Origin of the sequence: Maritalea sp. S77, from assembly GCF_049801075.1 — a bacterium.
In the GTDB taxonomy this organism is placed as follows: Bacteria; Pseudomonadota; Alphaproteobacteria; order Rhizobiales; family Devosiaceae; genus Maritalea.
The window spans coordinates 991,874-1,014,596 of record NZ_JBNAGG010000001.1 but is presented as its reverse complement, the minus strand read 5'-3'; the positions used below and the strand labels follow the sequence as shown (position 1 = coordinate 1,014,596).

The window sequence follows — 22,723 nt, the reverse complement described above, 5'->3', positions numbered from 1 at the left end:
GCTGCCTTCCGTCAAACGAATTAAATTATTGAATTGTGCGGTCGACTGTATATTCACCCAGCTCAACTTGGCCAGGCAATTTCTCTAACAATTTCGCGATGGGTTCTTCGCCATATTGCTCCACCAAAGTGGCGATGGCGGCGAACAAGGCGGCGTGTGCCAAAGCTTCTTTTTCAACGCCTTCCACATCGGCATTGCGCCATGCTTCAGCCAGATATTGCAGCGCCAATTGGCGCTCCTCATCTTCGCGTTCAAAAAGCGATTTCGTGCTTGAATATTCGAACATGTAATTCTCCTGACATTCAAGCTGTAGCACGGCTTTCTGGCGCGAACATCAAGGTTCTTTAATAAAGGTTAATTTGGGCGAGAAATCCACATTATTCGGCGTAGCGGATGTGGATATCATAGCTGATCTTGGCCCCTTCCTCGAGAAATCGAGAGGTCAATAGCGTTGCTGAGTCGGTACAGCGGCTGTGAGATTGCTGGAAGTCCGCATAATTATTGTTGAATGCCCCGGCCAGTCGCGCCCGCCGATCATCGTCAACTTCATCCAAATCCATCAGCTCAGCTAATTGCTCCCGCCAATCAATGCCGGAGCGCAAACAAAGATCATCCAAATGATAGAGCGCGCCCATAATTTCTGCCAGCCGTTCCATTTGCGGCTGATAAGCCGGATCAATGGCCTGTGCGGGCGATTGGCCGCCAAAACACAGCAAAAGTGCGGATAAAGATGTGGCAATTTTTGCGCGCAAAATGGTCTCCAAAAAAGTGCGACATCGTCAGTCTTAAGACGATGCCGCTTTGGAGGCAAGTTTTATTGCAGGATGGTCAAACCACTCATAAAGGCGCGGGCCGCAAAGGCGAATGTGACCTCATGCACCACAGGTTCTTCGCCAGAATCTGTTTGTCGAACAACTTCGATATTGCCCACATCGCGCCCCTGGCTGATCTCGCCACGATCAAGCGCTGAGGCTTGACCCACTGACCAACGGAAGATCAAATCTTCATGACTGACCTCGCCTTGCTGCTGCAATAGCGGCAGGGCAACGCCAACTGGCGTGGGCGTTTGCACCAGCGCGACACGCATCATGGGGTTGATGTCATCGGGGATTTCACCGCGAAACAGGAAGGGCTTTGCCGATTTGTCATATCCGACATAAGGATTGCGGCCCATTTGCTCAATGCGGCGGGGATCAGGCACCAAAATGTCGCCATCGGGATAAGTTTCGCGAAACAGCTTCAAGCTCATTAGACGTGACGGATAGGCTTTCAATTTCTCGCCAGCGCGCGTGCCAGCGATGGCCTCGCCGGTAAATTGCTGCCACCAATTTTGTTGCGTCCGGTCATACATAATCAGGTCGGAATGGCGGAGCTTGCCTGACGTGCCAAACTCCACGGCTTCACCATCGATGCGACGATCAAAAACAATGGAGGTGTTGCAGAGGGGGCAATAGGTCACCGCGATAGGCGTATCGCCAATCTGGTCATTCACGATTTCATGCCACATCATAATGCGCAAAGGGTAGGCGCGGGCGACACCATTCAGCTCTAACCCGATGACAGGCTCATTGCCCGGAATGCTGGCCTCGCGCGCAACGGGCTTAAATTCAGGATCATCAATGGAGGGGATGTTGTCCCGTCCGATAACGTCAATCACCTCATTGTAGCGGATGGTCGCTTTGGAGAAATCCGTTTCCCAGCCTTCCAGCATCCAACGTTGCGGCACAGCCTGTTGAGGTTGCAATTCCTGCGCAAGCGCGGCTGAGCTGCCGTTAAATATGGCTATTGCAATCAATATATTGAGAATAATCTGTCGCATTTTGCCTCCCAAAACTGAGGGCAGTTTGGCGTATTTGGTGAGCGATCACCAATCAAATACACTCACAGATCAGTGAGCCGTTGGCGCGCTGTATTGATGATGGCCCATAGATCTGGTGTATAGTGCAGCTCGGGCACCTGATGCAGCGGGACGATTTGCACGGCGGCGGCATCATCCAGCGCTTGAGCCGCGGAGATGTCGGCCTTGGCGGCAAACACTTGCAGCGTAAAACCAGCCGAACTGTGCGTTTGCACCTTATGGAAATCGTGGACCTTCAATCCGGTTTCTTCCAAGATTTCGCGCCGGATTGCGTCGATGGCGGATTCGCCAGAATTTATGCGCCCACCGGGCAAGGACCAATAATGCTGATAGGGCGGGTTTTTGCGCTGGACCAGCAGCACATTGTTGCCATCAAACAAGGCAGCGCTGACCACATCGACGTGTTCATTCATAGCGGCGGTAACCGACGTTTCACGGGCGAGCTCTTGATGATGGAGCTGTTGGTGGCTGCATATTGGCTGATATTGTCGAGGATCAAATCCAGCTGCTCAATCGATTTGAGATAGATTTTGCAGATAAAGCAATCTTCCCCCGTCACCTTGTCGCATTCGGTGATTTCAGCGGTTTGCTGGATAAGTTTGGTCACGCGCTGCAACTGGCCGGGCATGGGACTAACCCGCACAATAGCGCGCAATGGATATCCAATTTGCTCCGGCGCGACGGTCAACGTATGGCCGCGGATTACCCCGCGTTCCTCCAACCTTTTAAGCCGCTCCGAGGTGCTGGGTGCAGATAAGCCAACTTTCGCGGCAAGCTCTTTGAGTGGCGTTTTTCCATTCTCAAAAAGAGTTTCAATCAATATTTTATCTGCGTTATCCATGTAAAATAGTGTCTTTACCTAATTTCGTTCGGTGAAATCAGATTTTAGCCGAATTATTTATATGTGCAACTCTAACGCTTGGGTTTAGCGTTGAAGCAGATTACAAAGAGTTTGAAAGAGAAAAAACATGCAACGCAACTGGATTGGGGTGGTGGAACTGGTCACCGCCATGATGATTTCCGGCACCATCGGCTTTTTTGTGGTGGTGTCCAACCAACCCACATTTAACGTGGTCTTTTCCCGCTGCCTGATTGGTGCGGTGGGCCTTGGCATTGTTTGCGCGGCTTTGGGCATGTTCAAACGGGAATATTTCACCAAGCGCAACATCACACTGGCTGTGCTGAGCGGCGTTGCGGTGGTGACCAACTGGATATTGCTGTTCGGCTCATTCTCCAAAGCCTCCATCACCATTTCCACCGTGGTCTATCACACGCAGCCGATCATTCTGGCGATGATGGGCGTGGCGTTTTTGGGCGAAAAGCTGAACTTTTCTAAGGTCTTTTGGCTGCTGTTCGCCTTTGTCGGCATGATCGCAGTGGTCAGCGCGCGCGATATTTCCACCGACACAGGCACCGACTATTTGATGGGCGTCATCATGGCCTTCGGCGCGGCGGTGCTTTATGCGGTGACCGTGTTGCTGGTGAAAAAGCTGACAGGCGTGCCGCCACATCTCGTAGCGCTGACGCATGTAAGCGTAGGCACCATCATGCTATTCCCCTTGATGCAATGGCAAATCATGCCTAACGGACAAGTGGAGTGGGGCGCCATTCTCGCGCTAGGTCTGATGTGCACGGTGCTGATGTACATCATTATGTATGATGGCATTCAGCGGCTGGAAACCAGCGTCACCGGCGCACTTGCCTTTATCTATCCTATCGCCGCCATTGTGGTGGACTATGTGGCCTTTGATCGGCAATTGACTTGGATGCAATGGGTTGGCTCCGCAGCGATTTTGCTGGGCGCGGCGGCCATGACGTTGCGCTGGCGCGTACCCTTTATCGACCAAGCAAATCGCGATAAAGTTGCGGCCAAAACAAGTTAGGTAACACCATGTGCGGGCGGCTCGATCTACATCATCCACGGGAAGAATTGATCAATCTGTTCAATTTGGATGCCCAATTGAATGATTTTCCAGCCCGCTACAATATTCCGCCCACCCAGCCTGTGTTGAGCATCGTTAATCATGGACGCGGCAACGAAGCGCAACTGATGCGCTGGGGGCTTGTGCCGCATTGGGTGAAAGACCCACGTGAATTCACGGTGCTAGCCAATGCAAGGGTGGAAACAGTAGCCGAAAAACCCGCCTTTAAAAGCTCTCTGAAAAACCAGCGCTGCCTTGTGCCCGCCAGTGGCTATTATGAATGGCTGCGCCAGAATGGCGAAAAACAGCCCTTTCATATTCACAAAGAAGACGGCTCACTGCTGGCGCTGGCCGGGCTTTACGCCACATGGGAAGGGCCGAACGGCGAAGAGATCGACAGCTTCACCATACTCACCCAAGAGGCGACGGGCGAACTGGCCGACATTCATCACCGCACGCCTGTTCATGTGCCTGAAGAGAACATGGATGAGTGGCTCGACACCAAAAATGTGAATGCGCAAAACGCGCTGAAACTGGTGCGACCACTGATCAAATATAACGTGACCAGCTACCCCGTGTCGCAACGGGTGAACAATGCCCGCAATGAAGGCGAAGACTTGATTGTAGAAGTGGAGCTGGAGGCTAAGCCCAAAGAAAAAGCCGCGCCGAAACCAAAAAAATCGATACAGCTTGATTTGTTTTAAGGGCTAACAATTTTCCCCGGATTGAGAATGTTTTTTGGATCAAGCGCCAGCTTGATGCTTTTCATCATATCCAGTGCGGTCGGATCTTTCTTTTGCGCCAGCAAATCCCGTTTGAGCTGGCCAATCCCGTGTTCCGCTGAAATCGAGCCGTTGAGCTTGGCCAAGATCTCATAGGTTGCATCGTGGATGGCAGGTGCGATCTCACGCAAATCGCCTTCAAAGCCAATCGGGGCCAAAAAGTCATAATGGATATTGCCGTCGCCCATATGGCCAAAGGCGATGGAGCGAATGCCCGGCAATATTTCTTCAGCAACTGCGTCTACCTGTTCAATCAGCGTAGGAATATCGCGAATAGCGACCGAAATGTCGTGCTTAATCGCTTGGGCTTCCCGCTTTTGGCATTCCGCATAATTCTCGCGCATCAGCCACATCAATTGGCGGTCCGCCACGGAGTTGCATAGAGAGGCATCGGCGACCCATTCTCGCTCAAACAAATCTTCTAGAATGGCCAGAAGCGCACCATCATGATCGCCTTCGAATAGGGAAAGTTCCAACAGAATATGCCACCCAGTAGGTGTTTCTGTTGCGCGCGGATCGCGATTGATCAGATTGTGTTTTAATTGCAAATCCATGCCTATGGTGGGCAGCAATTCAAATGAGGTGAGGCGGTTGCCCGCGCGTTCGCGTACCAATTCAAAAATATCAACGCCAACTTGCGGCGAGGCGATGTTGAGCAGGGCAGTTTCAAAAGTGCGCGGGCGCGGGAACATTTTGAGCGAAGCCGCGGTGATGATGCCCAGCGTGCCTTCAGCGCCCACCAGCAAATCCTTCAAATCGTAGCCCGTATTGTCTTTGCGCAATTTTGAAAGGCCGTTGTATATGCGTCCATCGGCCAAAACGGCCTCAACACCCATGCACAAATCGCGGGAATTACCATAGGCCAAAACCGCGGTGCCCCCGGCGTTCGTGGAGAGAATGCCGCCAATTTGGCAGGTGCCCTCAGAACCAAGCGACAACGGAAACAGCCGATTTGCCTCTTCCGCATGCTTTTGCGCGTCAAGCACGGTAACGCCAGCTTCAAGGGTCAATACATTGGTAGACGGGTCCACATCGCGCACTTGCTTCATTTTGACGAGGCTCAGCACAATCTCATTGCCCGTAGCAGGCACTTGCCCGCCCACAAGCCCCGTATTGCCGCCCTGCGGCACCACAGAAATCTCGTTTTGATAGGCGAATTGCATTACTTTTTGCACCATCTCAACCGATGTCGGCGTGACGGCACATTGGGCCCCTTTGGTGTACAGCCCGCGCGGCTCTTCCAGAAAGCGTGCCATTTGGTCTGGTACATCATGAAAATTCGCGTCACCGACAATTTCTTTTAGTTTTGCAAATAGTTGCAGCTGCGCCATGAACTCTTTTCGCTCGCCAATCGTGGAAGGAATAGTAGAAAACTTACACAAAAACTTGCCCGTTTTCGCGTGCTGTGTCAAAACCCAATGCATAGGTTTTACTCAAGGAGTTCATTTATGACCAGCGGCAACCTGATGCAAGGCAAACGGGGCGTGATCATGGGCGTGGCCAACAATCGATCAATCGGTTGGGGCATCGCCAAAGCAGTTGCGGGCCAAGGCGCAGAGCTGGCGTTCACTTATCAAGGTGAAGCGTTGAAGCGTCGTGTGGAGCCGTTGGCGGCAGAAGTTGGATCAGAATTGGTGATCGAAGCTGATGTGACCGACGAAGCTGCGTTGGACAAAGCTTTTGCTGCCATTGAAGAAAAATGGGGCAAAATCGACTTCTTGGTGCATGCCATTGCCTATTCCGACAAGAATGAGCTTGAAGGTCGCTTTATCGACACCACACCAGGCAACTTCCAGAACTCTATGAATATTTCCGTATTCTCATTCGTTGCTGTGGCCAAACGCGCCCGTAAGATCATGAATGAAGGCGGTTCATTGGTGACATTGACCTATTACGGGTCTGAAAAAGTGGTGCCAAACTACAATGTGATGGGCGTGGCCAAAGCGGCGCTGGAAGCTTCTGTACGTTACTTGGCGGCTGATCTTGGCCCTGAAGGCATACGCGTGAACGGCATTTCTGCTGGCGCCATCAAAACATTGGCTGCATCTGGCATTGGTGACTTCCGCAAAATGCTGTCTTACGGCGAAGCCAACTCACCATTGCGTCGCAATGTGAGCATTGACGAAGTCGGCAATGCAGGGCTTTACCTCCTGTCTGATTTGTCTTCTGGCACCACAGGTGAAATTCACCATGTGGACAGCGGCTACAATGTGATGGGCATGCGCGTTCTCGACAGCGAAGAATAAGCACCAGCTTAAACACCACCCAGCAAAAAGAGTGATCTTGCGCTATGGCACATGCTGAATGGCCGTTGATTTATTTCGTACGGCACGGACAAACCGATTGGAACCGGGCAAGCCGGTTCCAAGGACAGCGGGATGTGCCACTTAATGAGCATGGGCGCAACCAAGCAAAGCTGAGCGGTGAGATTTTGCACGAGTTGGTGACCCGCGATGGCGGTGATCCAGCGGATTTCGACTGGTTTTGCTCACCTTTAGGGCGCACGCGCGAAACAATGGATATCGTGCGGGCGCAATTTGATGACCACTTGCCAGACATCGCTTATGATGAACGTCTGCGCGAAATCTCTTTCGGTCATTTAGAAGGCATTCTGGCCAGCGATGTGGAAAAGCTTTTCCCGGAAGAACACGCCCAGCGCGAGGCCAGCAAGTGGCGGCACCGGCCAAAAGATGGCGAAAGCTATGCCGAAGTGATCGAACGGGTGGAGGCCTTTATGCAAGAGCATATTCAACGCCCCACTATTGTTGTGGCCCATGGCGGCGTAGCGCGGACATTCCGGCATTTGCTCACTGGTGAGCCGGGCGATGTGCTCGACAAATGGGCCCCATCTCAAGAAGCTGTTTTTCGCTTTGAGAATGGACAATTTACCGAGTATGCAGCCTAGACAATTGCGGCGCTGTCTCGCAAAATTGTCTCCAGCACTTTCAAACCATTAGGACGCACCATGTCGCACAATAGCTTTGGCCAATTTTTCCGCTTCACCACTTGGGGCGAAAGCCATGGACCAGCCTTGGGCGTGGTGGTTGATGGGTGTCCTGCTGGCTTGGCGATTTCCGAAGCCATGATCCAAGAAAAACTGGATCGTCGGAAGCCAGGCCAATCTAAATACACCACCCAACGGCGTGAACCTGATCAGGTGAAAATCCTTTCCGGCACATTTGAAGATGAACGCACCGATGGCTTGCGCACCACTGGCACGCCGATCTCGCTGATGATCGAGAATACCGACCAGCGGTCAAAAGACTATGGCGACATTCGCGACAAGTTCCGCCCCGGCCATGCGGATTTCACCTACGAGCAGAAATATGGCATCCGCGACTATCGCGGCGGTGGCCGTTCATCTGCGCGAGAAACCGCAGCGCGTGTGGCTGCGGGAGCTGTGGCCCAATTGGTGGTGCCCGACATCAAAATCCGCGCCAGCTTGGTGCAGGTAGGTCCGCACAAAATCAATTATGATCGCTTCGATTGGGATCAGGTAGATCAAAATCCGTTCTTCTGTGCCGACCCTGTGGCGGCACAAGAATGGGCAGCCTATCTTGATGGCATCCGCAAAGAAGGCTCGTCCGTTGGCGCTGTGATTGAAGTGGTCGCCGAAAATGTACCCGTGGGCCTTGGTGCCCCGATCTATGGCAAACTCGATCAAGATTTGGCGTCGGCCATGATGTCCATCAACGCGGTGAAAGCCGTTGAGATCGGCGCAGGTTTTGACGCAGCGGAACTGACAGGCATTGAAAATGCCGACGAGATGCGCGCCGGAGAGGGCGCACCATATTTCAAAAGCAATAAAGCTGGTGGCATTTTAGGTGGTATTTCCAACGGCGACCCCGTTGTGGTGCGCTTTGCTGTGAAGCCGACCAGCTCCATTTTGGTGCCGCGCGAAACCGTGACGAAAACCAACGAAAACACCGACATCATCACCAAAGGCCGCCACGACCCTTGCGTCGGCATCCGCGCGGTGCCAGTTGGCGAAGCAATGATGGCATTGGTGCTGGCAGACCATTTCCTCCGCCACCGCGGCCAAACTGGACGCGAAGGCGGCGTTGGGTTTTAAGCGGCTGTAAGCGCTAAGACCGTTCAACTTCATCGTTCACCGCAGAAGCTGCTTGGATCCTCGGGTCAAGCCCGAGGATGACGGTGGTGTGGAGGTGATGCCTAGAGAAACTAACGCATTTACTTGCGTCATTACCGGACTTGATCCGGTAATCCATGCAGCGTCAGCCTTTAGATCTGTGAGGGCGTTACCCCTCTTTGCGATACCAGTGAATAAATTCTTGGTTGCCATCGCTGCCCGAAATGGGTGAGGGCACATCGCCCAGCTTTTGCCAGTTCTTCTCTAAGAGAAAATCATCCACGCGAGCGCGTGCCGCATCAACTGCCGATTGGTCTTTAACAATACCGCCCTTGCCGATAGCCGCGCGGCCAACTTCAAATTGTGGCTTGATAAGCAGAAGCGCATGGGCATCTGCGGTGCATAAGTCCAAGGCCGGGCCAATCACTTTGATCAATGAGACAAAGCTGATGTCGCTGACAAGGATGTCGATTGGATCGGCAATCAACTCAGCGGTGAGGGCAGTGGCGTTAGTTTGTTCTAAATTTACGACTTGGGGTGCGGATTTGATTTCGTCGGCGAGCTGGTCTTGCCCGACATCCACCGCGTAGATTGTAGCGGCATTGCCTTCGAGCAGGACTTGGGAGAAGCCGCCTGTAGACGCGCCAAGATCGAGGCATGTTTTGCCTGCAACGTCGATCTGGCTTGCCGCTAAGCCCTTTAACAGCTTGAGCGCTGCACGTGACACATAGTTCGCGGACGGATCATCGATTTGGATATGATCGTCATCACTGATTTTGAAACCGGGTTTTGTGATCTGTTTGCCATTTACGGTGACGCAGCCCCGCACAATAGCGTCTCTGGCGCGGGCCCGAGACCGCACCAGATCTTGCACATCCAAAAATTGATCGAGCCGCATCAGCCTTCGATTTTAAGCAGGCGCTTAAGCTTGGCCACAGCGCTTTCTTTGCCTTCACCATAAGCAATGGTGCCCGCAAATTGCCCATCCTCATCCAACAGGAAGAGCGTGGCGGTGTGGTTCACCAAATAATCGGAGCTGTCTTCATCCGTCACTTTTTCTGAGAAGATGCCATATTTGGCTTTGATGTCATTAACCTGCTCTTGGCTGCCAGTGAGGCCAATAATGTCTTCACCAAAAGAGCCAAGATAGGCGGACAATTGCTCTGGCGTATCACGTTCGGGATCAACGGAAACAAATACAGTTTTGATGTCTTCGCTGCTCAAATCCAAAGCCTGCCGCCATACATTGCTTTCATAAAGCGTGGTCGGGCACACATCAGGGCAGAAGGTGTAGCCGAAGAACATCATGGTCGGCTCGCCTTTCAAATCCGCTTGGGTGAAGGTTCCACCTTTGGTGCTCACCATTTCAAAATCGCCACCAATGCGCACCCGCTCAGAATCGGGAAGTGTTTGGCGATAAAGGGTGAAAACCGTGGCGGCAACGCCAACGATCAGAACAAGGGCCCAAAGGATCAGGCGGACACGTGCGAGGCTCATTATTATTCTCCAACTCAGATAGGTTGAAACCTAAATCCAAAGCAAAGTAAAGGCGATGCGACCCATCGTCCTTGCGGCAATTAATTGAATCAATGTGTGAAGTGCACGATTCAGAATCTCAGCAATATCTTTCAATTAATTGAATCTAAAGACCTTCTTCGATCATTCCCTTGATCTTTACCGCCTTTTCGAAATGATCAAGCTGATGCGTTTCGATCCACCATTGCGCCGCTTCCATCAATATATCCGGCGCGTCATTTTTGTTTTTGAAAAAGGCGTAAAAGGAAATGCCAACGCCTTCACCTTTTTGCGCGATTTTCTTGTCGCAGATTTCGATGGCTTTTTGCCGCAAGCTTTCGCGCATGTGACTAGCCGTCTAACGGCTCGGTGCCTTGTGGCTGCCCATTGCCATCCAGCGTGATTTTTTCAATCCGCGCTTCAGCTTGTTTGAGCAGTTTTTCGCAATGCGCTTTGAGCAATCCACCGCGCTCATAAACCTCGATGCTTTCCTGCAATGGCGCACGACCCGCTTCAAGCTTGCCCACAATTTGTTCCAGCTCGGTCAGTGCCGTTTCAAAATCCATCTCGGCAATATCGCTATGCTTATTCTCGCTCACGCCAAATTCCTTCTATCTCTTGTGCCGCGTTAAAGGCCGCGCCCATTTCGCCATGCTCTAACATATTGATATGCGCCGCAACACCTTCCGCCAACGCATTTAGGTGATATCCACCTTCTAATAGGGAAACGATTCTGTTTTCACATTTCCGGTCGGCAATATCCATAATTTTGCCAGTGATCCAGGCAAAGTCGCGCGGTTCCCAATTGAGCGAGGCGAGCGGGTCGCGCTTATCCGCATCAAAGCCAGCAGATAGCAAAATCAGGTCGGGATGAAATTCTTCTAGCGCGGGCAATAGCTGTTCAACATAGGCTTCGCGCATTTGGCCGCCATCGCTGCCCGGAGCTAGCGGCGCATTACAAATATTTCCAGCGCCAGTTTCACGCCGTAAACCTGTGCCAGGGAACAGGGGCATCTCGTGGCTTGAGCCATAAAAGATGTTGCGGTCTTTATAAAAAATGTCCTGCGTGCCATTGCCGTGGTGCACGTCAAAATCCACAATGGCCACCCGCTCCATTCCATATTTTTCGCGCGCCCAAAGTGCAGTGATGGCAATGGTGTTGAACAAGCAAAAGCCCATGGGGCGGTCATGTTCAGCATGATGCCCCGGCGGGCGAATGGCACAAAAGCCGTTTTGATGGTGGCCATTCATCAAGCTTTCCACAGCATCCATAGCGCCCCCCATGCCACTCATCACAGCTTCGAAGCTGTTGGCCGAGATAAAGGTATCACCGTCAATTTCGGCGATGCTTTCAACAGGGCGGCGGGATTTTACAAGTTGGATATGCTCTTTAGAATGGGCAAGCTCAACGAGACCTAAATCGGCATATTTGGCTTCGCTTTTATCAAAGCCGGCAAATCGCTCATGGTCGAAAAGCAGGTCGAGATAGTGCAAGCGATCGGGGCTTTCGGGATGCCCCTTTGGCATTTGGTGCTGTGCGCCTTGCGGGTGTTGAATTAGCAGACATGCCATTTTGATTCTTGCGCTTTCGCTCGGGGTAGATGAAGTTGATTCTTGACCTTATGGCAAAGCCTTGTCAAACAACTGCCATGAAAGAGCCGCGCGATAACACACATTTCGTTAAAATAGAACAGGCAGCCCGCATTTTACGGGCTGGCCATGTTGTGGCGATGCCCACTGAAACAGTTTATGGCCTCGCGGGCGACGCGGCGTGCGACGAAGCAGTTTTGGAAATTTTTGAAACCAAAGCCCGCCCACGGTTTAATCCGCTCATCGTGCATTGTGCTGATGTGGATATGGTCAAAAATCTCGCAACGTTTCCCGATCTTGCGCAAAAATTGGCGAAACAGTTTTGGCCCGGGCCGTTGACCATGGTGCTGCCGAAGCGAGCTGATGCGCCAATCTCAGATTTGGTGACAGCCGGTTTGAACACCATTGCCATTCGAATGCCAAAGCATGAATTGGCGCGAGAACTGATCAAAACGGCAGGTTTTCCGGTGGCAGCACCTTCTGCCAATCCATCGGGAAAGCTTTCGCCTACCACAGCCCAGCATGTACTGGAGGGGTTTGGGGGACAGGTGCCAGTTGTAGATGGCGGTGCCGCCAAAGAAGGGGTTGAGTCGACGATTGTGGCAGTGGGTGATGACCAACTGGTGCTGTTGCGGCCCGGCACAATCTCGCGCGCCCAATTGACCGCGGCAACAAAGGTGCCTGTGCTTGATCCTCAAGACAAAACCATCAAGGCTCCCGGCATGTTGCTCTCGCACTATGCGCCAAATGCTGCAGTGCGGTTAAATGCGGTGAAGTGTGAGGAAGGTGAAGCTGCGTTGAACTTTGGCGGTAGCAAACTGACCAGTGCAATGGCAACGCTCGACCTGTCGCCTGCTGGCGATTTGGCAGAAGCTGCGCGCAATCTGTTCAGCTTTCTACGCAAGTTAGATCAGCCGGGAGTGGGGACAATTGCAGTTGCACCTATCCCTGAAGATGGTTTGGGCGAAGCGATCAATGACCGCTTGCGCCGCGCTGCTGCGGATAGAGGCTAGTTTTCTTCCCGAGGGGAGTAAGGCTTCTGGTCGCGCCAGAAACGCATCAGGCTTTCCAAGTCCGGATCTTTCTTTTCCGGCAAGACGATCCGCAAATTCACATAAAGATCACCTTCGCCGAACAGCCCCTTGCCTTTAAGGCGAAGTGATTTGGATGTGTCCATGCCGGGGGTGACTTTTAGTTCCACCGCACCTGAAAGCGTGGGCACGCGCACTTTGCCGCCCAACACCGCTTCATAAAGCGTAATGGGCACATCAACGCGCAGATCGTCACCATCCTTGCGGAAATGCTTGTGCTTTTTGACTTTAACTTGCACCAACACATCGCCGCGTTTGCCGCCCATAGGCGCACCTTCGCCTTGACCTTTCAAACGCACCTGCTGCCCATCATTCAGCGGATAAGGCAAATTGACGGAGAGCACTTTGCCATTTGGCAATGTGACGGGTACGGGCTGACGCGCATTGATTTCTTCAAGGGTGACATTCAGGCGTACTTTAATGTCTTCACCCTTGGGGCGATTGCGCGCGCCAGTGGAAAAATTGCGGGCACTGCCCATGCCCATGGGGCCCGCGCCGCCACCACGGCCACCAAAGCCGCCACCGAGGCCACCCATAAATTCTTTTAGGATATCCTCTGGATTGACCCCAGCACTTTGCTGCCCACCGCCACGGCCACCGCCGAAGCCGGAAAAGTCGAACCCGGCCATCTTTGGGTTGCCGTCGGCATCAATCTCGCCACGATCATATTGCTGACGCTTCTGCTTATCTTGCAAAAAGTCATAGGCATTTGTGGCCTCAGCAAATTTTTCCTGAGCCTTCGGTTCTTTATTTTGGTCTGGGTGATAGGTCTTCGCCAGTTTACGATAGGCAGACTTGATCTCCTGATCGCTCGCCGAGCGCGCCACACCCAAAACGCTATAGGGATCACGCATAAAACGAGTCACTCCAAAATTTGGCACCAGCGGCCAGTTGCCACCAGTGCGATTTCACATTTGTTTCATATATGGCGATGGGTACCCACAATGTCCAGCTTTTCAGCCGAAAAGAAGGTATTTTCTGCGCATTTTTAGATGGGAAGTGGCCGTTGCTCTTCAATGGCCTCCATCGCGAAATAGGAGGTGACCGAATCGAGTTCTACCTTGGAGATGAGACGCTGATAAACATCGTCATAGCTAGACATGTCCCGTGTCACCACTTTTAAGAAATAGTCATAGTCGCCGCCAATGCGGAAGAAATCGATGACTTCTGGAATCGTGGACACATGAGCGCGGAATTTTTCGAGCCATTCAGCCGAATGGTGTCGGGTGCGCAGCATCACAAACACAACCAACCCGAATCCTAAATCGTCGCGATCCATCAAAATCGTGGAGCCCTTGATCAGCCCGGCGGCTTTTAAATTCTGCAATCGCCGCCAACAGGCATTTTGGCTCAAATGCACAAGCGACGCCAAATCGCGCTGCGTTAAAGATGCGTCACGCTGCATATGGCGGAGGATGGCGCGATCATACTGATCTAATTTTATTCCCTTCATGTGGTCATTTGACCAAAAAATAGGAGTTTGTCCAACAAAAAATGAGAAATCAATACGCAGGTTTGGTGCGATAATAGAGTCTATCGTGATTATGAGGGTCAAAATGTGCCGCTGGATCGCTTATTTGGGTCAACCGACCCATATGGAAGATTTTCTCTATGATGGAGAACGTGCGCTTTGTGGGCAGGCGCTAAAATCCTATCAGGCCAAATTGGGCGTGCATGGCGATGGCGGTGGCCTCGGGTGGTATGACCATAAACCTTTTCCCGGACTATATCGCAATGCTGGTCCTGCCTGGGGCGACCCGAATTTGCGCGAGCTAACCGCGCAGCTGGAGAGCTATTTGTTTTTTGCTCATGTGCGGGCCTCAACCGGGGCGCCAAATATCTTCGTCAATTGCCACCCTTTCCGCTGCGACAATTGGCTGTTTATGCATAACGGCCAGATCGGCGAGTTTGAGAAGGTCAAGCGCGTGTTGGCGCATAAGTTGGACGATGCCAGCTATCAAATGCGTCAAGGCGACACCGACAGCGAGTTGATTTTCGCGCTGCTGTGCACCAATGGGCTGAAACGCGACCCGATCAAGGCCATCGAAGCAACATTAGATCAAATCCTCACCCATATGCGGCAGGCGAAGGCGACCGCACCTTTCCGCGCCACATTCGCTGTTGCCGATGGAAGCAATATCTGGGCTGTGCGCTGGTCCAGCGATGCCCATGCACCGTCGCTCTATCAACGCCAACATTGCGACCACCTGCTGCTGGCGTCTGAGCCGCTCGACGATGAGGAAGCCAATTGGCGTGAAGTGCCGGCGAACTCCATCATCCACGCGCAGCGCGCCCCCAACGGTGTGGTGACCGTAAACCAATCATTCCTTTTCGAAAAGGTCGCATAAATGTTTGAAAAAATTACGCAAAATCTAAAATCACAAAGCGATCTACCTGCATTTCTGCGCAGTCAATTGATTGGCGACAATGCCATGATCGAAGGTCCATTTGGGCCGCAAAAAATGGTCTATGCCGACTATGTTGCGTCGGGGCGAGCACTGCGTGTGATTGAAGATTTTGTGGCCGAAGAGGTGCTGCCTTACTACGCCAATTCGCACACCCGTGCATCATACTGCGGAGAGAAGATGACCGCCATGCGCGAAGCAGGCCGCGGGGAAATTGCGCGAATTATTGGCGCTGGACCAGACTATTCCGTAATTTTCACTGGGGCAGGGGCGACGGCCGCGGTCAATCGCCTTGTCAAACTTGTAGGATTGGAAGATTTGGTGCGGTCGGACCAAGTGCCCGTCGTGTTTCTTGGGCCATATGAGCACCATTCGAATATTTTGCCTTGGGTCGAAACGGGCGCTGAAATTGTGTATGTGCCAGAAGCCGAAGAAGGCGGGTTGGACCTGAACGCGCTTTCAGACCTGTTGGATAAATATGCCCACCATTGTTTGCGGATTGGCAGCTTTTCTGCCGCGTCGAACGTGACGGGCATCACAACCGACGTGGCGGCAACCACGCGGCTGCTGAAATCCAAAGGTGCACTCAGCTTCTGGGATTTCGCAGGCGGCGCACCATATCTGCCCGTAAACTTGCATCCCGATGACAATGTTGAAATCGACGCGCTCTTTTTGTCAGCACATAAATTTGCCGGGGGGCCTGCGGCATCGGGTATTCTGGCTGTGCGGAACGACATTGTGCGGCGCAATGTGCCGTCTTGGCCGGGCGGCGGCACCGTGACCTATGTGTCGGAGTGGAACCGCGACTATGTTGATTCGATTGCAGAGCGCGAAGAGGCGGGCACACCAAACATTATTGGCGACATTCGCGCCGCGCTTTGCTTCTTGGTGAAAGAAGCCATTTGTGCAGACTTTATGGCGGATCGGCAGGCACATTTCGTGCAACAGGCTTTGGCGCGCTGGAGCAAAAATCCGAACATCCACTTGCTCGGCAATCTTGATGCCCATCGCATTCCTATTTTTTCTTTCATCGTGACGGATGATGACGGTATGCCCGTGCCGCATAATTTTTTCACCCGTGCGCTTTCAGACCTTTATGGCATTCAAGCGCGCGGTGGCTGCGCCTGTGCCGGACCTTATGGTCACCATTTGCTGAACATTGATCAGCATCAATCCGAACAGGTGCGCAATGAGATAAAGCAGGGGAATGCCCTAGCAAAGCCCGGTTGGGTGCGGTTGAATTTCAGCTATCTCTTTGATGATCGAAAAACCCAATTCATCATTGATAAGGTTGACGAATTGGCCAATAGTGCGGGCACATATTTGGATCAATATCAGCTTGATCCGCAATCTGGCATTTTTTGCCACAAGGCGGAGCAGCTGCAAGCGGTCGGCTAGCATTGAATGTGCAAAAGCCGACCTTGATAAAGGAGCGGCGTAAATGGCGCAGGACAATATCGAAGCCTTGGTGAAATCTCGCAACACTCAATTGTTCGACCCAACCTTCACCGATGACATTGACCCCTATGAGCTGTTTGACCGCTGGTTGGAGCTGGCGTGGCAAAAAGAACCAAACAATGCTAACGCCATGTCGCTGGCCACGTTGGATGAGGGGGGCTTGCCCAATATTCGCATTGTGCTGCTGAAAGAGCGCGAAGATGATGGCTTCACCTTCTACACCAACACCAACAGCAAAAAGGGCGACGAGCTGGCAAACCATCCGCAGGCGGCGCTTGGCTTTTTCTGGAAGTCCCTCAACTGGCAAGTGCGTGTGCGCGGCAAGGTGCAACCCGTAACCAAGGAACGCGCTGACGCTTATTATGCGTCGCGTCCGCGTGGTTCGCAAATCGGCGCCCATGCATCCGACCAATCGCAACCGCTTAGTTCGCGGCAAGAATTGATTGATCGCGTGGAAGAGCTGACCCAAAAATATGAAGGGCAAGATGTGCCGCGACCAGCGCATTGGTCAGGCTATACGGTGCTGCCGAGCGAAATTGAGTTCTGGTGCGACGGTGAGTTTCGCCTTCATGATCGTGTGCGCTTCACACGGGCGGCAGATGGCACATGGCAGCGCCAACGGTTGAACCCATAGATGGCAATTTAGGTGCGGATCTTTATCAAAACATCGGCTTGGGCGGTTTGGGCAGCGCGTTTGGCGCGCTTGGTCATTCCCACCTATATTGTGGCTATTGCCGCCCACCATATTGAGCTGATTGATAGCAGCATCTTCACCATCATGATGGCACTGGCCACCTTGCTCGGCGTCACAGCGTTGGGCATTGGGCTTATCGCATTTGTCCGGCTTTGGTATACAGGTGATCATGGTTGGGGGTTGGCCAGCCGAGCCAACATCATCGGCGTGGGCGCAGGCGGACTGCTGGCGGTTACAGCATTGTTGGGCACACAATATCCGCAAACCAACATGGTGACGACCAACGTTAACAACCCGCCCGATTTAGGCGTTGTTGCGCTGCAAAATGATGCCAAAAGCCAAGAACTGCAAAAGATGGCAAATGAAGTAGCCGTGAGCTTTCCAACGGCGGTGACCCGCGCTTATCCGCTTGGCGCTGACGAAGTTTTGCCGCTACTTGAGCGCCAAATTGCTTCGGCCGGCTGGGGCGGAGTTCGCCGCCAAACCGCCACAGAAACTGAAACCCTCTATGCAGGCGATGTAAAAACGTGGCTCGGGTTCAAAGATCGAGTCGCCATTCGCGCCAGCTATGATGAGACACAAACTGAAATCGACATGTTTTCAGTGTCCTATTTCGGGCGCTCTGATTTGGGCACCAATGGCCGTCGCGTGCAAAGCTTCTTGGGCAGGCTGGATGCCGCCGTGCGCCAACGATTGCTCGTGTTAAGCCGCCAAACACCGCTGCAGGAAGAACTGCTGGATGAAGAAGAAGGCTAGCGCGCCGCGTATAGGGGCTGACGGAACAACCGACCGCGTCTCCCGATCTTTGAGTGTTCCATCAAAAAATGCAGATGTGCCTTCACTGTGAGCAGTGCAGCACCTCTCACAGCCATCGAAACGTCGGGATACATTTTATCCGTAAGTTGCCACGCAGACAGCGGGCCATTTGATTTTAGGATCTCTAAGATCTGCGTGTTCCGCTGCAGCCGATGGCCTTTAAGCGCCTTCGCAAAGCCTTTTCCATTCATGATTCGATCGCCATGGGCGGGCAAGTAAATCTGGCCCGGGCAAGACATCAACATGTCCAGCGAATCCAAATAGGGGCCAAGCGCGCCATCAGGGTCCGCAATCAACGTTGAGTTCCACCCCATCACATGATCTCCAGTGAAAATGTGCGCACGATCTGAAAGGGCAAAGCATAAATGGTTGGCGCAATGACCGGGCGTTTCAATCGCTTCGATTTGAACCGCGCCAAGCCTGATAATATCGCCCTGCTTTAAGGCACGATCTGGTTGCAAGCCATAATGGCCCGAGCGCTTCATGGGATCGATTTCAAAAAACTTCAAATCACGGGAAGGGCGGTGCGGCCCACCAAACATGAGCGGCACACCATATTTCTGAGCCAGCTTGGGCGCGACCGCCGAATGATCGCGGTGTGTGTGCGTCAACAAGATGGCGTTGACTTTGCGACCATCCAACGCCTTGTCGATGGCATTGATATGAACCTGTACATCCGGCCCTGGATCGATGATGGCGAGCTCGTCCTGCCCGACCAGGAAACAATTGGTGCCCGTGAATGTGTAGGCGCTGGCATTGGGCGCTACGATTCGCTCAACAAACGGCGCGACGCTTTCAGCCACGCCAACAGGCGGCGAAAACTCGGTGTGATAATTCGGAGCGGATTGCTGGGGCAAAATAGAGCCTACCTTGGCGTTGCGGCAGATGAAATTGAGAGCTCAATTTGTAGGGCCAATCTTAAAAGACTGCAACAATGCGCAATTGAATCAATTTGTGTGTGAACAAGCCAACATTGGTTGAGATTTATGGCAATTCAGTTCTTTATCGCCTGATTTAAGAAAAAACAGCCAGTTTTGCCCGCCATATGTATCGCATTGCGCACTCAAAGTGAGGTTTGTGCAAAAAGTTTGAAAAAGGTGGTTTTCAACGGTTGCACATCGATTTGAAAAAGCGTATAGACCGTCACCGTTCAGTCATATTTTTGACGAACATGCTGGGGCGTGGCCAAGTGGTAAGGCAGCGGTTTTTGGTATCGCCATTCGCAGGTTCGAATCCTGCCGCCCCAGCCATAATTTCCAAACATAGTTGAATGCTTTCTGGCTGCAGCAGCGTGATGCCTCTCGACCCAATCATTTTGTTAAATCAAATGTTTGGCGCCTAAGCGTAATGTTTTTTCTTAGACATTTTGCCGATGCCGGGATTGAACGAATTTGTGGGGTCGCAACATTGATAATGCGCGGCCAAATCCGGCTTGGCAGCATAGAGGTGGCCCACATTATGTTCTGCAGGATATTCAGCGCCCCGCTGGTCCAACAGCGCTAGCATTTGTGCTTTTAGCGCCTTTGGATCAGCCCCTTTTTTGACGATATAGTCCTGATGCAAAACATGGCAGAAAAAGTGCCCATAATAGAGCTTGTGCACCAGCTGATCGTCGATATGTTTGGGAAGCTGCTCATACCAATCTTTATCATTGCGCCGCAGCGCAATATCCAGCGGAATGATCTCTTCCACCTCTTGGCCATGAATAGCCATGTAGCGAACCGCTGCGCCCGCCGCAGCGAACCGATGCAGACCAGCCAACTTTGCTTCACGATTCGTGCACTCGAAGAAATCTCCATCGCGATCCGCGAATAGCGCTGTCAAATAGGTGGCTGCTTCTTCAACGCCATCGTCTCGCATCTTCAAAATAAGGTGGTGGCGATATTGCTCGCGAAACGCCATCATGCGTTTGGGCAAAATGCGCGGCGTGAGACGCGCAAGCAGCTGCATGGTACGGTCTGTCAAATTGGCCAAGCCGGGCACTTTGCGCAGCCGCGAATCTATGGCCCCCTTCAATGCAAAAAAGCCGGGCAGGCGATCCGTTCCCAGCCAGTCAATCATCATCACCGTGTCTTTGCCGTAGCGCTCGGTCAAATCAAACACTTCGCGTTCCATATATTCACCGGACACCGGCAGTGTTTTAAAATTTGTGAGGATATGGCGCCGCAGCGTGGACAGGTCGTCGGTGCTATTGGTGCCGATGTAAAATGTCTTTTGCTTTGCAGGTTGCGGATAGCTGTCTAGCCGCACTGCGAACACGGCAAGCTTGCCAGCGCAGCCAGAGGCCTCGTGCAGCCGTTTCTTGTCTGCATTGAAGCGGGCAGGGCTGTCTGCGTCGACTGCGCGCACATGCGCTGCATAATCGCTTGCAGAGGCCTTGCGATTGGTGTCAGCACCGCCACTTTGATCAAAATCGCCATTATCTAAACGAGTGAGCATTTCTTCCGGCGTGTCGCCCAAATCGATGCCCAAATGATTGACCAATTGAAGTTGCCCTTCCGCGTCCAATTGCGCGAAGAGCGAAAGCTCGGTGTAAGCAGGTCCGCGTTCAACCAGTGAGCCGCCTGAACTGTTGCACACACCACCAACAATGGACGCGCCAATGCAAGAAGAACCAATAACTGAGTGTGGTTCACGCCCCAAGGGTGCGAGAAGTTTCTCGAGGGAGAAAAGGGTTGAGCCGGGCAGGCCAATCACCTGCTTGCCAGAATCCAGCAAATGGATTTTGTCCATCCTGCGCGTATTGATCAGCACAACATCGCGATCATAGGTGCCGGAGGGCGTGGAGCCTTCCGTTAATCCTGTATTGGCGGCTTGCATGATGATAATTTTGTCTGCCGCTGTGCAGGCCTTAACCACCTGCCATTGCTCCAGCAACGTGCCGGGCTGCACCACGCAAAGCGCTTCCCCTTCGCCGGAGCGAAATCCACGGCGAAAGCGTTCGGTGGCACGTGGGCCCGTGCGCACATGGCGCTTGCCAACAATTGCGCGAAAACCATCAATCAGCTCTTGATTGTTCATTCAGCACCTGCGCCAAGTGGTCCAAACTGATCTTTGAACCGCACATTGTGACGCCCCAATTGATCAATGCTGCTCACGCCCATCAAACGCATGTCGCGTTCAATTTCAGCGCGCATCAAACCCAACGCTCGTTCAACCCCGGGTTGCCCCGCGGCAGCCAGCGGATAAAGATATTGACGGCCGACGCCAACGGCTTTGGCACCAAGGGAAAGAGCCTTGAGCACATGTGTGCCGCGCTGAACGCCACTATCCATCAACACATCAAGGCGATCCCCTACAGCGTCAACAATTTCAGAAAGCTGGTCAAACGGCGTGCGCGATCCGTCGAGCTGGCGACCACCATGGTTGGAAAGCACAATGCCCGTGCAGCCAATGTCGGCGGCGCGGCGCGCATCTTCCACAGTCATCACGCCTTTCAGGCAGAACTGGCCGTCCCAATCTTTCACCATTTTCGCGACATCATCCCAGTTCAAAGTCGGATCAAGCATTTCGGTGAAATAGCCGCCAATAGAACTGGTGCCGCTACCCATTGCTACGTGATCATCAAGTTGGGGCAGGCGGAACTTTTCGTGCGTGACATAATTGATGCCCCACATCGGCTTCAGCGCAAATTGAAGCATCCCCGCCAAGGTCAGTCGGAACGGAATCGAAAATCCAGTGCGCAAATCACGTTCGCGGTTGCCGCCCGTAATGCTGTCCACTGTGAGCATCATCACGTCGACTTTCGCTTCTTTAGCGCGCTGCATCATGGCTTGATTGAGGCCACGGTCGCGGTGGAAATAGAACTGATAGATTTGCGGGTTTTTGTGCTTTTTTCGCAATTCTTCCAAAGACACAGTGCCCAATGAGGATACACCGAACATGGTGCCATATTTCTCGGTTGCGGCCGCCACCGCACGTTCGCCGCGATGATGGAACAAGCGCTGCAAAGCAGTGGGGGAGCAATAAACCGGCATATCCAGTTTCTGGCCCATCACCGTGACGGACATATCAATATCCTTCACGCCGGCCAAAACCGAAGGCAGCAAATCACAACGATTAAAGGCCTTGCTGTTTTCTGCCAGCGTCACCTCATCGTCTGCACCGCCATCAATATAGTTGAAAATGGGACTGGGTAGACGGCGTTGGGCCAATTTGCGGAAATCGTGGAAATTATAGCAGTCCTTGAGACGCATAAACTTGCTCCTAGCTCAGGCAACCGATGCACGCTGAATGGCGTGATGGCCATAAAGATATCGGATTGTTGCCCGTTGATCATGCACAAAGTGCGGCTTTTGCCGCCAGCGATCAGCGAAACATGCCAACAACCCCTGCCTTCTTCAATAGCGGCAATGCGCGTCATGTCAAAGTCCGACAGGCGCAGGACAGTCCAATATGTAACTTTTTTAATGTTGATTGCAGTGAATTTTCGCGCCGCAATTAGCGAAATGGTGCATTGGTGCGCCATGATGCGTGTGGTATTGATCGCGTAAAAGCGGCAA

At 52.7% G+C, this 22,723-nt stretch carries 26 protein-coding genes and 1 tRNA gene; 11 read left to right on the top strand and 16 right to left on the bottom strand.

Annotation, left to right across the window (positions count from 1 at the left end):
• Positions 1-25: 25 nt before the first annotated feature.
• From ACP15Y_RS04850 to ACP15Y_RS04830, 5 genes are all read right to left on the bottom strand, one after another.
• Positions 26-286 carry a hypothetical protein gene (locus ACP15Y_RS04850; RefSeq protein WP_424981864.1) on the bottom strand — a complete coding sequence of 87 codons (261 nt, stop codon included), beginning with the start codon at positions 284-286 and terminating at the stop codon, positions 26-28.
• A gap of 91 nt (positions 287-377) precedes the next feature.
• A complete protein-coding gene (locus ACP15Y_RS04845) occupies positions 378-752 on the bottom strand; it encodes a TIGR02301 family protein (protein WP_424981863.1) in 375 nt (124 codons plus the stop codon).
• 62 nt (positions 753-814) lie between these two features.
• Positions 815-1,819, bottom strand: a complete 1,005-nt coding sequence (locus ACP15Y_RS04840) for a DUF3179 domain-containing protein (RefSeq protein WP_424981862.1) — start codon at positions 1,817-1,819, stop codon at positions 815-817.
• 62 nt (positions 1,820-1,881) lie between these two features.
• Complete coding sequence (locus ACP15Y_RS04835; RefSeq protein WP_424981861.1) at positions 1,882-2,271, bottom strand: NUDIX hydrolase; 390 nt, start codon at positions 2,269-2,271, stop codon at positions 1,882-1,884.
• A complete protein-coding gene (locus ACP15Y_RS04830; RefSeq protein WP_424981860.1) occupies positions 2,268-2,699 on the bottom strand; it encodes an Lrp/AsnC family transcriptional regulator in 432 nt (143 codons plus the stop codon). The genes ACP15Y_RS04835 and ACP15Y_RS04830 overlap by 4 nt, the downstream gene beginning before the upstream one ends.
• Positions 2,700-2,826: 127 nt before the next feature.
• Between ACP15Y_RS04830 and ACP15Y_RS04825 the strand changes: the two genes are divergently transcribed.
• The gene (locus tag ACP15Y_RS04825; RefSeq protein ID WP_424981859.1) at positions 2,827-3,741 is read left to right on the top strand and encodes a DMT family transporter; all 915 of its coding nucleotides are present in this window, start codon (positions 2,827-2,829) and stop codon (positions 3,739-3,741) included.
• A gap of 8 nt (positions 3,742-3,749) precedes the next feature.
• Positions 3,750-4,484 (top strand): SOS response-associated peptidase, encoded by a 735-nt coding sequence (locus ACP15Y_RS04820; protein ID WP_424981858.1) that lies wholly within the window; start codon positions 3,750-3,752, stop codon positions 4,482-4,484.
• On the opposite strand, the gene ACP15Y_RS04815 is transcribed toward ACP15Y_RS04820, so the two are convergent.
• Positions 4,481-5,893: an FAD-binding oxidoreductase gene (locus ACP15Y_RS04815; protein ID WP_424981857.1), complete on the bottom strand. Its 1,413-nt coding sequence runs from the start codon at positions 5,891-5,893 to the stop codon at positions 4,481-4,483. The genes ACP15Y_RS04820 and ACP15Y_RS04815 overlap by 4 nt on opposite strands.
• Before the next feature lie 117 nt (positions 5,894-6,010).
• Here ACP15Y_RS04815 and fabI point away from each other — a divergent pair, with 117 nt between their 5' ends.
• Genes fabI through aroC form a run of 3 tightly spaced genes read left to right on the top strand, consistent with a single transcriptional unit; the run spans position 6,011 to position 8,634 of the window.
• A complete protein-coding gene (gene fabI, locus ACP15Y_RS04810) occupies positions 6,011-6,808 on the top strand; it encodes an enoyl-ACP reductase FabI (protein ID WP_166638979.1) in 798 nt (265 codons plus the stop codon).
• A 44-nt stretch (positions 6,809-6,852) separates the two neighbouring features.
• Positions 6,853-7,467, top strand: coding sequence for a histidine phosphatase family protein (locus tag ACP15Y_RS04805; RefSeq protein WP_424981856.1), 615 nt, complete (start codon positions 6,853-6,855; stop codon positions 7,465-7,467).
• A gap of 60 nt (positions 7,468-7,527) precedes the next feature.
• Positions 7,528-8,634 carry a chorismate synthase gene (gene aroC / locus ACP15Y_RS04800; protein ID WP_424981855.1) on the top strand — a complete coding sequence of 369 codons (1,107 nt, stop codon included), beginning with the start codon at positions 7,528-7,530 and terminating at the stop codon, positions 8,632-8,634.
• Between the two features lie 187 nt (positions 8,635-8,821).
• Here aroC and ACP15Y_RS04795 read toward each other — a convergent pair whose 3' ends face one another.
• The 5 genes from ACP15Y_RS04795 to ACP15Y_RS04775 form a co-directional block, all read right to left on the bottom strand.
• Positions 8,822-9,550, bottom strand: coding sequence for a TlyA family RNA methyltransferase (locus ACP15Y_RS04795; protein ID WP_424981854.1), 729 nt, complete (start codon positions 9,548-9,550; stop codon positions 8,822-8,824).
• Positions 9,550-10,149, bottom strand: a complete 600-nt coding sequence (locus tag ACP15Y_RS04790; protein WP_424981853.1) for an SCO family protein — start codon at positions 10,147-10,149, stop codon at positions 9,550-9,552. Before ACP15Y_RS04790 ends, ACP15Y_RS04795 begins: the two co-directional genes overlap by 1 nt.
• 145 nt (positions 10,150-10,294) lie before the next feature.
• On the bottom strand, positions 10,295-10,513 hold the full coding sequence (locus ACP15Y_RS04785) for a DUF6500 family protein (protein WP_424981852.1): 219 nt from the start codon (positions 10,511-10,513) through the stop codon (positions 10,295-10,297).
• A gap of 4 nt (positions 10,514-10,517) precedes the next feature.
• Positions 10,518-10,733 (bottom strand): exodeoxyribonuclease VII small subunit, encoded by a 216-nt coding sequence (locus tag ACP15Y_RS04780; protein WP_236114173.1) that lies wholly within the window; start codon positions 10,731-10,733, stop codon positions 10,518-10,520.
• A gap of 19 nt (positions 10,734-10,752) precedes the next feature.
• Positions 10,753-11,739 carry a histone deacetylase family protein gene (locus tag ACP15Y_RS04775; RefSeq protein WP_424981851.1) on the bottom strand — a complete coding sequence of 329 codons (987 nt, stop codon included), beginning with the start codon at positions 11,737-11,739 and terminating at the stop codon, positions 10,753-10,755.
• A gap of 29 nt (positions 11,740-11,768) precedes the next feature.
• Between ACP15Y_RS04775 and ACP15Y_RS04770 the strand changes: the two genes are divergently transcribed.
• Entirely contained in the window at positions 11,769-12,770 is a 1,002-nt protein-coding gene (locus ACP15Y_RS04770; RefSeq protein ID WP_424981850.1) for an L-threonylcarbamoyladenylate synthase, read from the top strand.
• Here ACP15Y_RS04770 and ACP15Y_RS04765 read toward each other — a convergent pair.
• The gene (locus ACP15Y_RS04765) at positions 12,767-13,702 is read right to left on the bottom strand and encodes a DnaJ C-terminal domain-containing protein (protein WP_424981849.1); all 936 of its coding nucleotides are present in this window, start codon (positions 13,700-13,702) and stop codon (positions 12,767-12,769) included. The genes ACP15Y_RS04770 and ACP15Y_RS04765 overlap by 4 nt on opposite strands.
• A 134-nt stretch (positions 13,703-13,836) precedes the next feature.
• Positions 13,837-14,301, bottom strand: a complete 465-nt coding sequence (locus ACP15Y_RS04760; RefSeq protein WP_424981848.1) for an Lrp/AsnC family transcriptional regulator — start codon at positions 14,299-14,301, stop codon at positions 13,837-13,839.
• A gap of 103 nt (positions 14,302-14,404) precedes the next feature.
• Between ACP15Y_RS04760 and ACP15Y_RS04755 the strand changes: the two genes are divergently transcribed.
• Genes ACP15Y_RS04755 through ACP15Y_RS04740 form a run of 4 tightly spaced genes read left to right on the top strand, consistent with a single transcriptional unit; the run spans position 14,405 to position 18,161 of the window.
• Complete coding sequence (locus ACP15Y_RS04755) at positions 14,405-15,196, top strand: class II glutamine amidotransferase (RefSeq protein ID WP_424981847.1); 792 nt, start codon at positions 14,405-14,407, stop codon at positions 15,194-15,196.
• Positions 15,197-16,651 (top strand): aminotransferase class V-fold PLP-dependent enzyme, encoded by a 1,455-nt coding sequence (locus ACP15Y_RS04750; RefSeq protein ID WP_424981846.1) that lies wholly within the window; start codon positions 15,197-15,199, stop codon positions 16,649-16,651.
• A gap of 43 nt (positions 16,652-16,694) precedes the next feature.
• Complete coding sequence (gene pdxH, locus ACP15Y_RS04745; RefSeq protein ID WP_424981845.1) at positions 16,695-17,345, top strand: pyridoxamine 5'-phosphate oxidase; 651 nt, start codon at positions 16,695-16,697, stop codon at positions 17,343-17,345.
• 12 nt (positions 17,346-17,357) lie between these two features.
• Positions 17,358-18,161: a DUF1499 domain-containing protein gene (locus ACP15Y_RS04740; protein ID WP_424981844.1), complete on the top strand. Its 804-nt coding sequence runs from the start codon at positions 17,358-17,360 to the stop codon at positions 18,159-18,161.
• On the opposite strand, the gene ACP15Y_RS04735 is transcribed toward ACP15Y_RS04740, so the two are convergent.
• A complete protein-coding gene (locus ACP15Y_RS04735) occupies positions 18,158-19,078 on the bottom strand; it encodes an MBL fold metallo-hydrolase (RefSeq protein ID WP_424981843.1) in 921 nt (306 codons plus the stop codon). The genes ACP15Y_RS04740 and ACP15Y_RS04735 overlap by 4 nt on opposite strands.
• Before the next feature lie 318 nt (positions 19,079-19,396).
• Between ACP15Y_RS04735 and ACP15Y_RS04730 the strand changes: the two genes are divergently transcribed.
• A tRNA-Gln gene (locus ACP15Y_RS04730) sits at positions 19,397-19,471 on the top strand.
• A gap of 88 nt (positions 19,472-19,559) precedes the next feature.
• Here ACP15Y_RS04730 and dld read toward each other — a convergent pair.
• Positions 19,560-21,242: a D-lactate dehydrogenase gene (gene dld / locus ACP15Y_RS04725; protein WP_424981842.1), complete on the bottom strand. Its 1,683-nt coding sequence runs from the start codon at positions 21,240-21,242 to the stop codon at positions 19,560-19,562.
• Positions 21,239-22,417 carry an alpha-hydroxy acid oxidase gene (locus ACP15Y_RS04720; RefSeq protein ID WP_424981841.1) on the bottom strand — a complete coding sequence of 393 codons (1,179 nt, stop codon included), beginning with the start codon at positions 22,415-22,417 and terminating at the stop codon, positions 21,239-21,241. Before ACP15Y_RS04720 ends, dld begins: the two co-directional genes overlap by 4 nt.
• Positions 22,418-22,723: the final 306 nt, after the last annotated feature.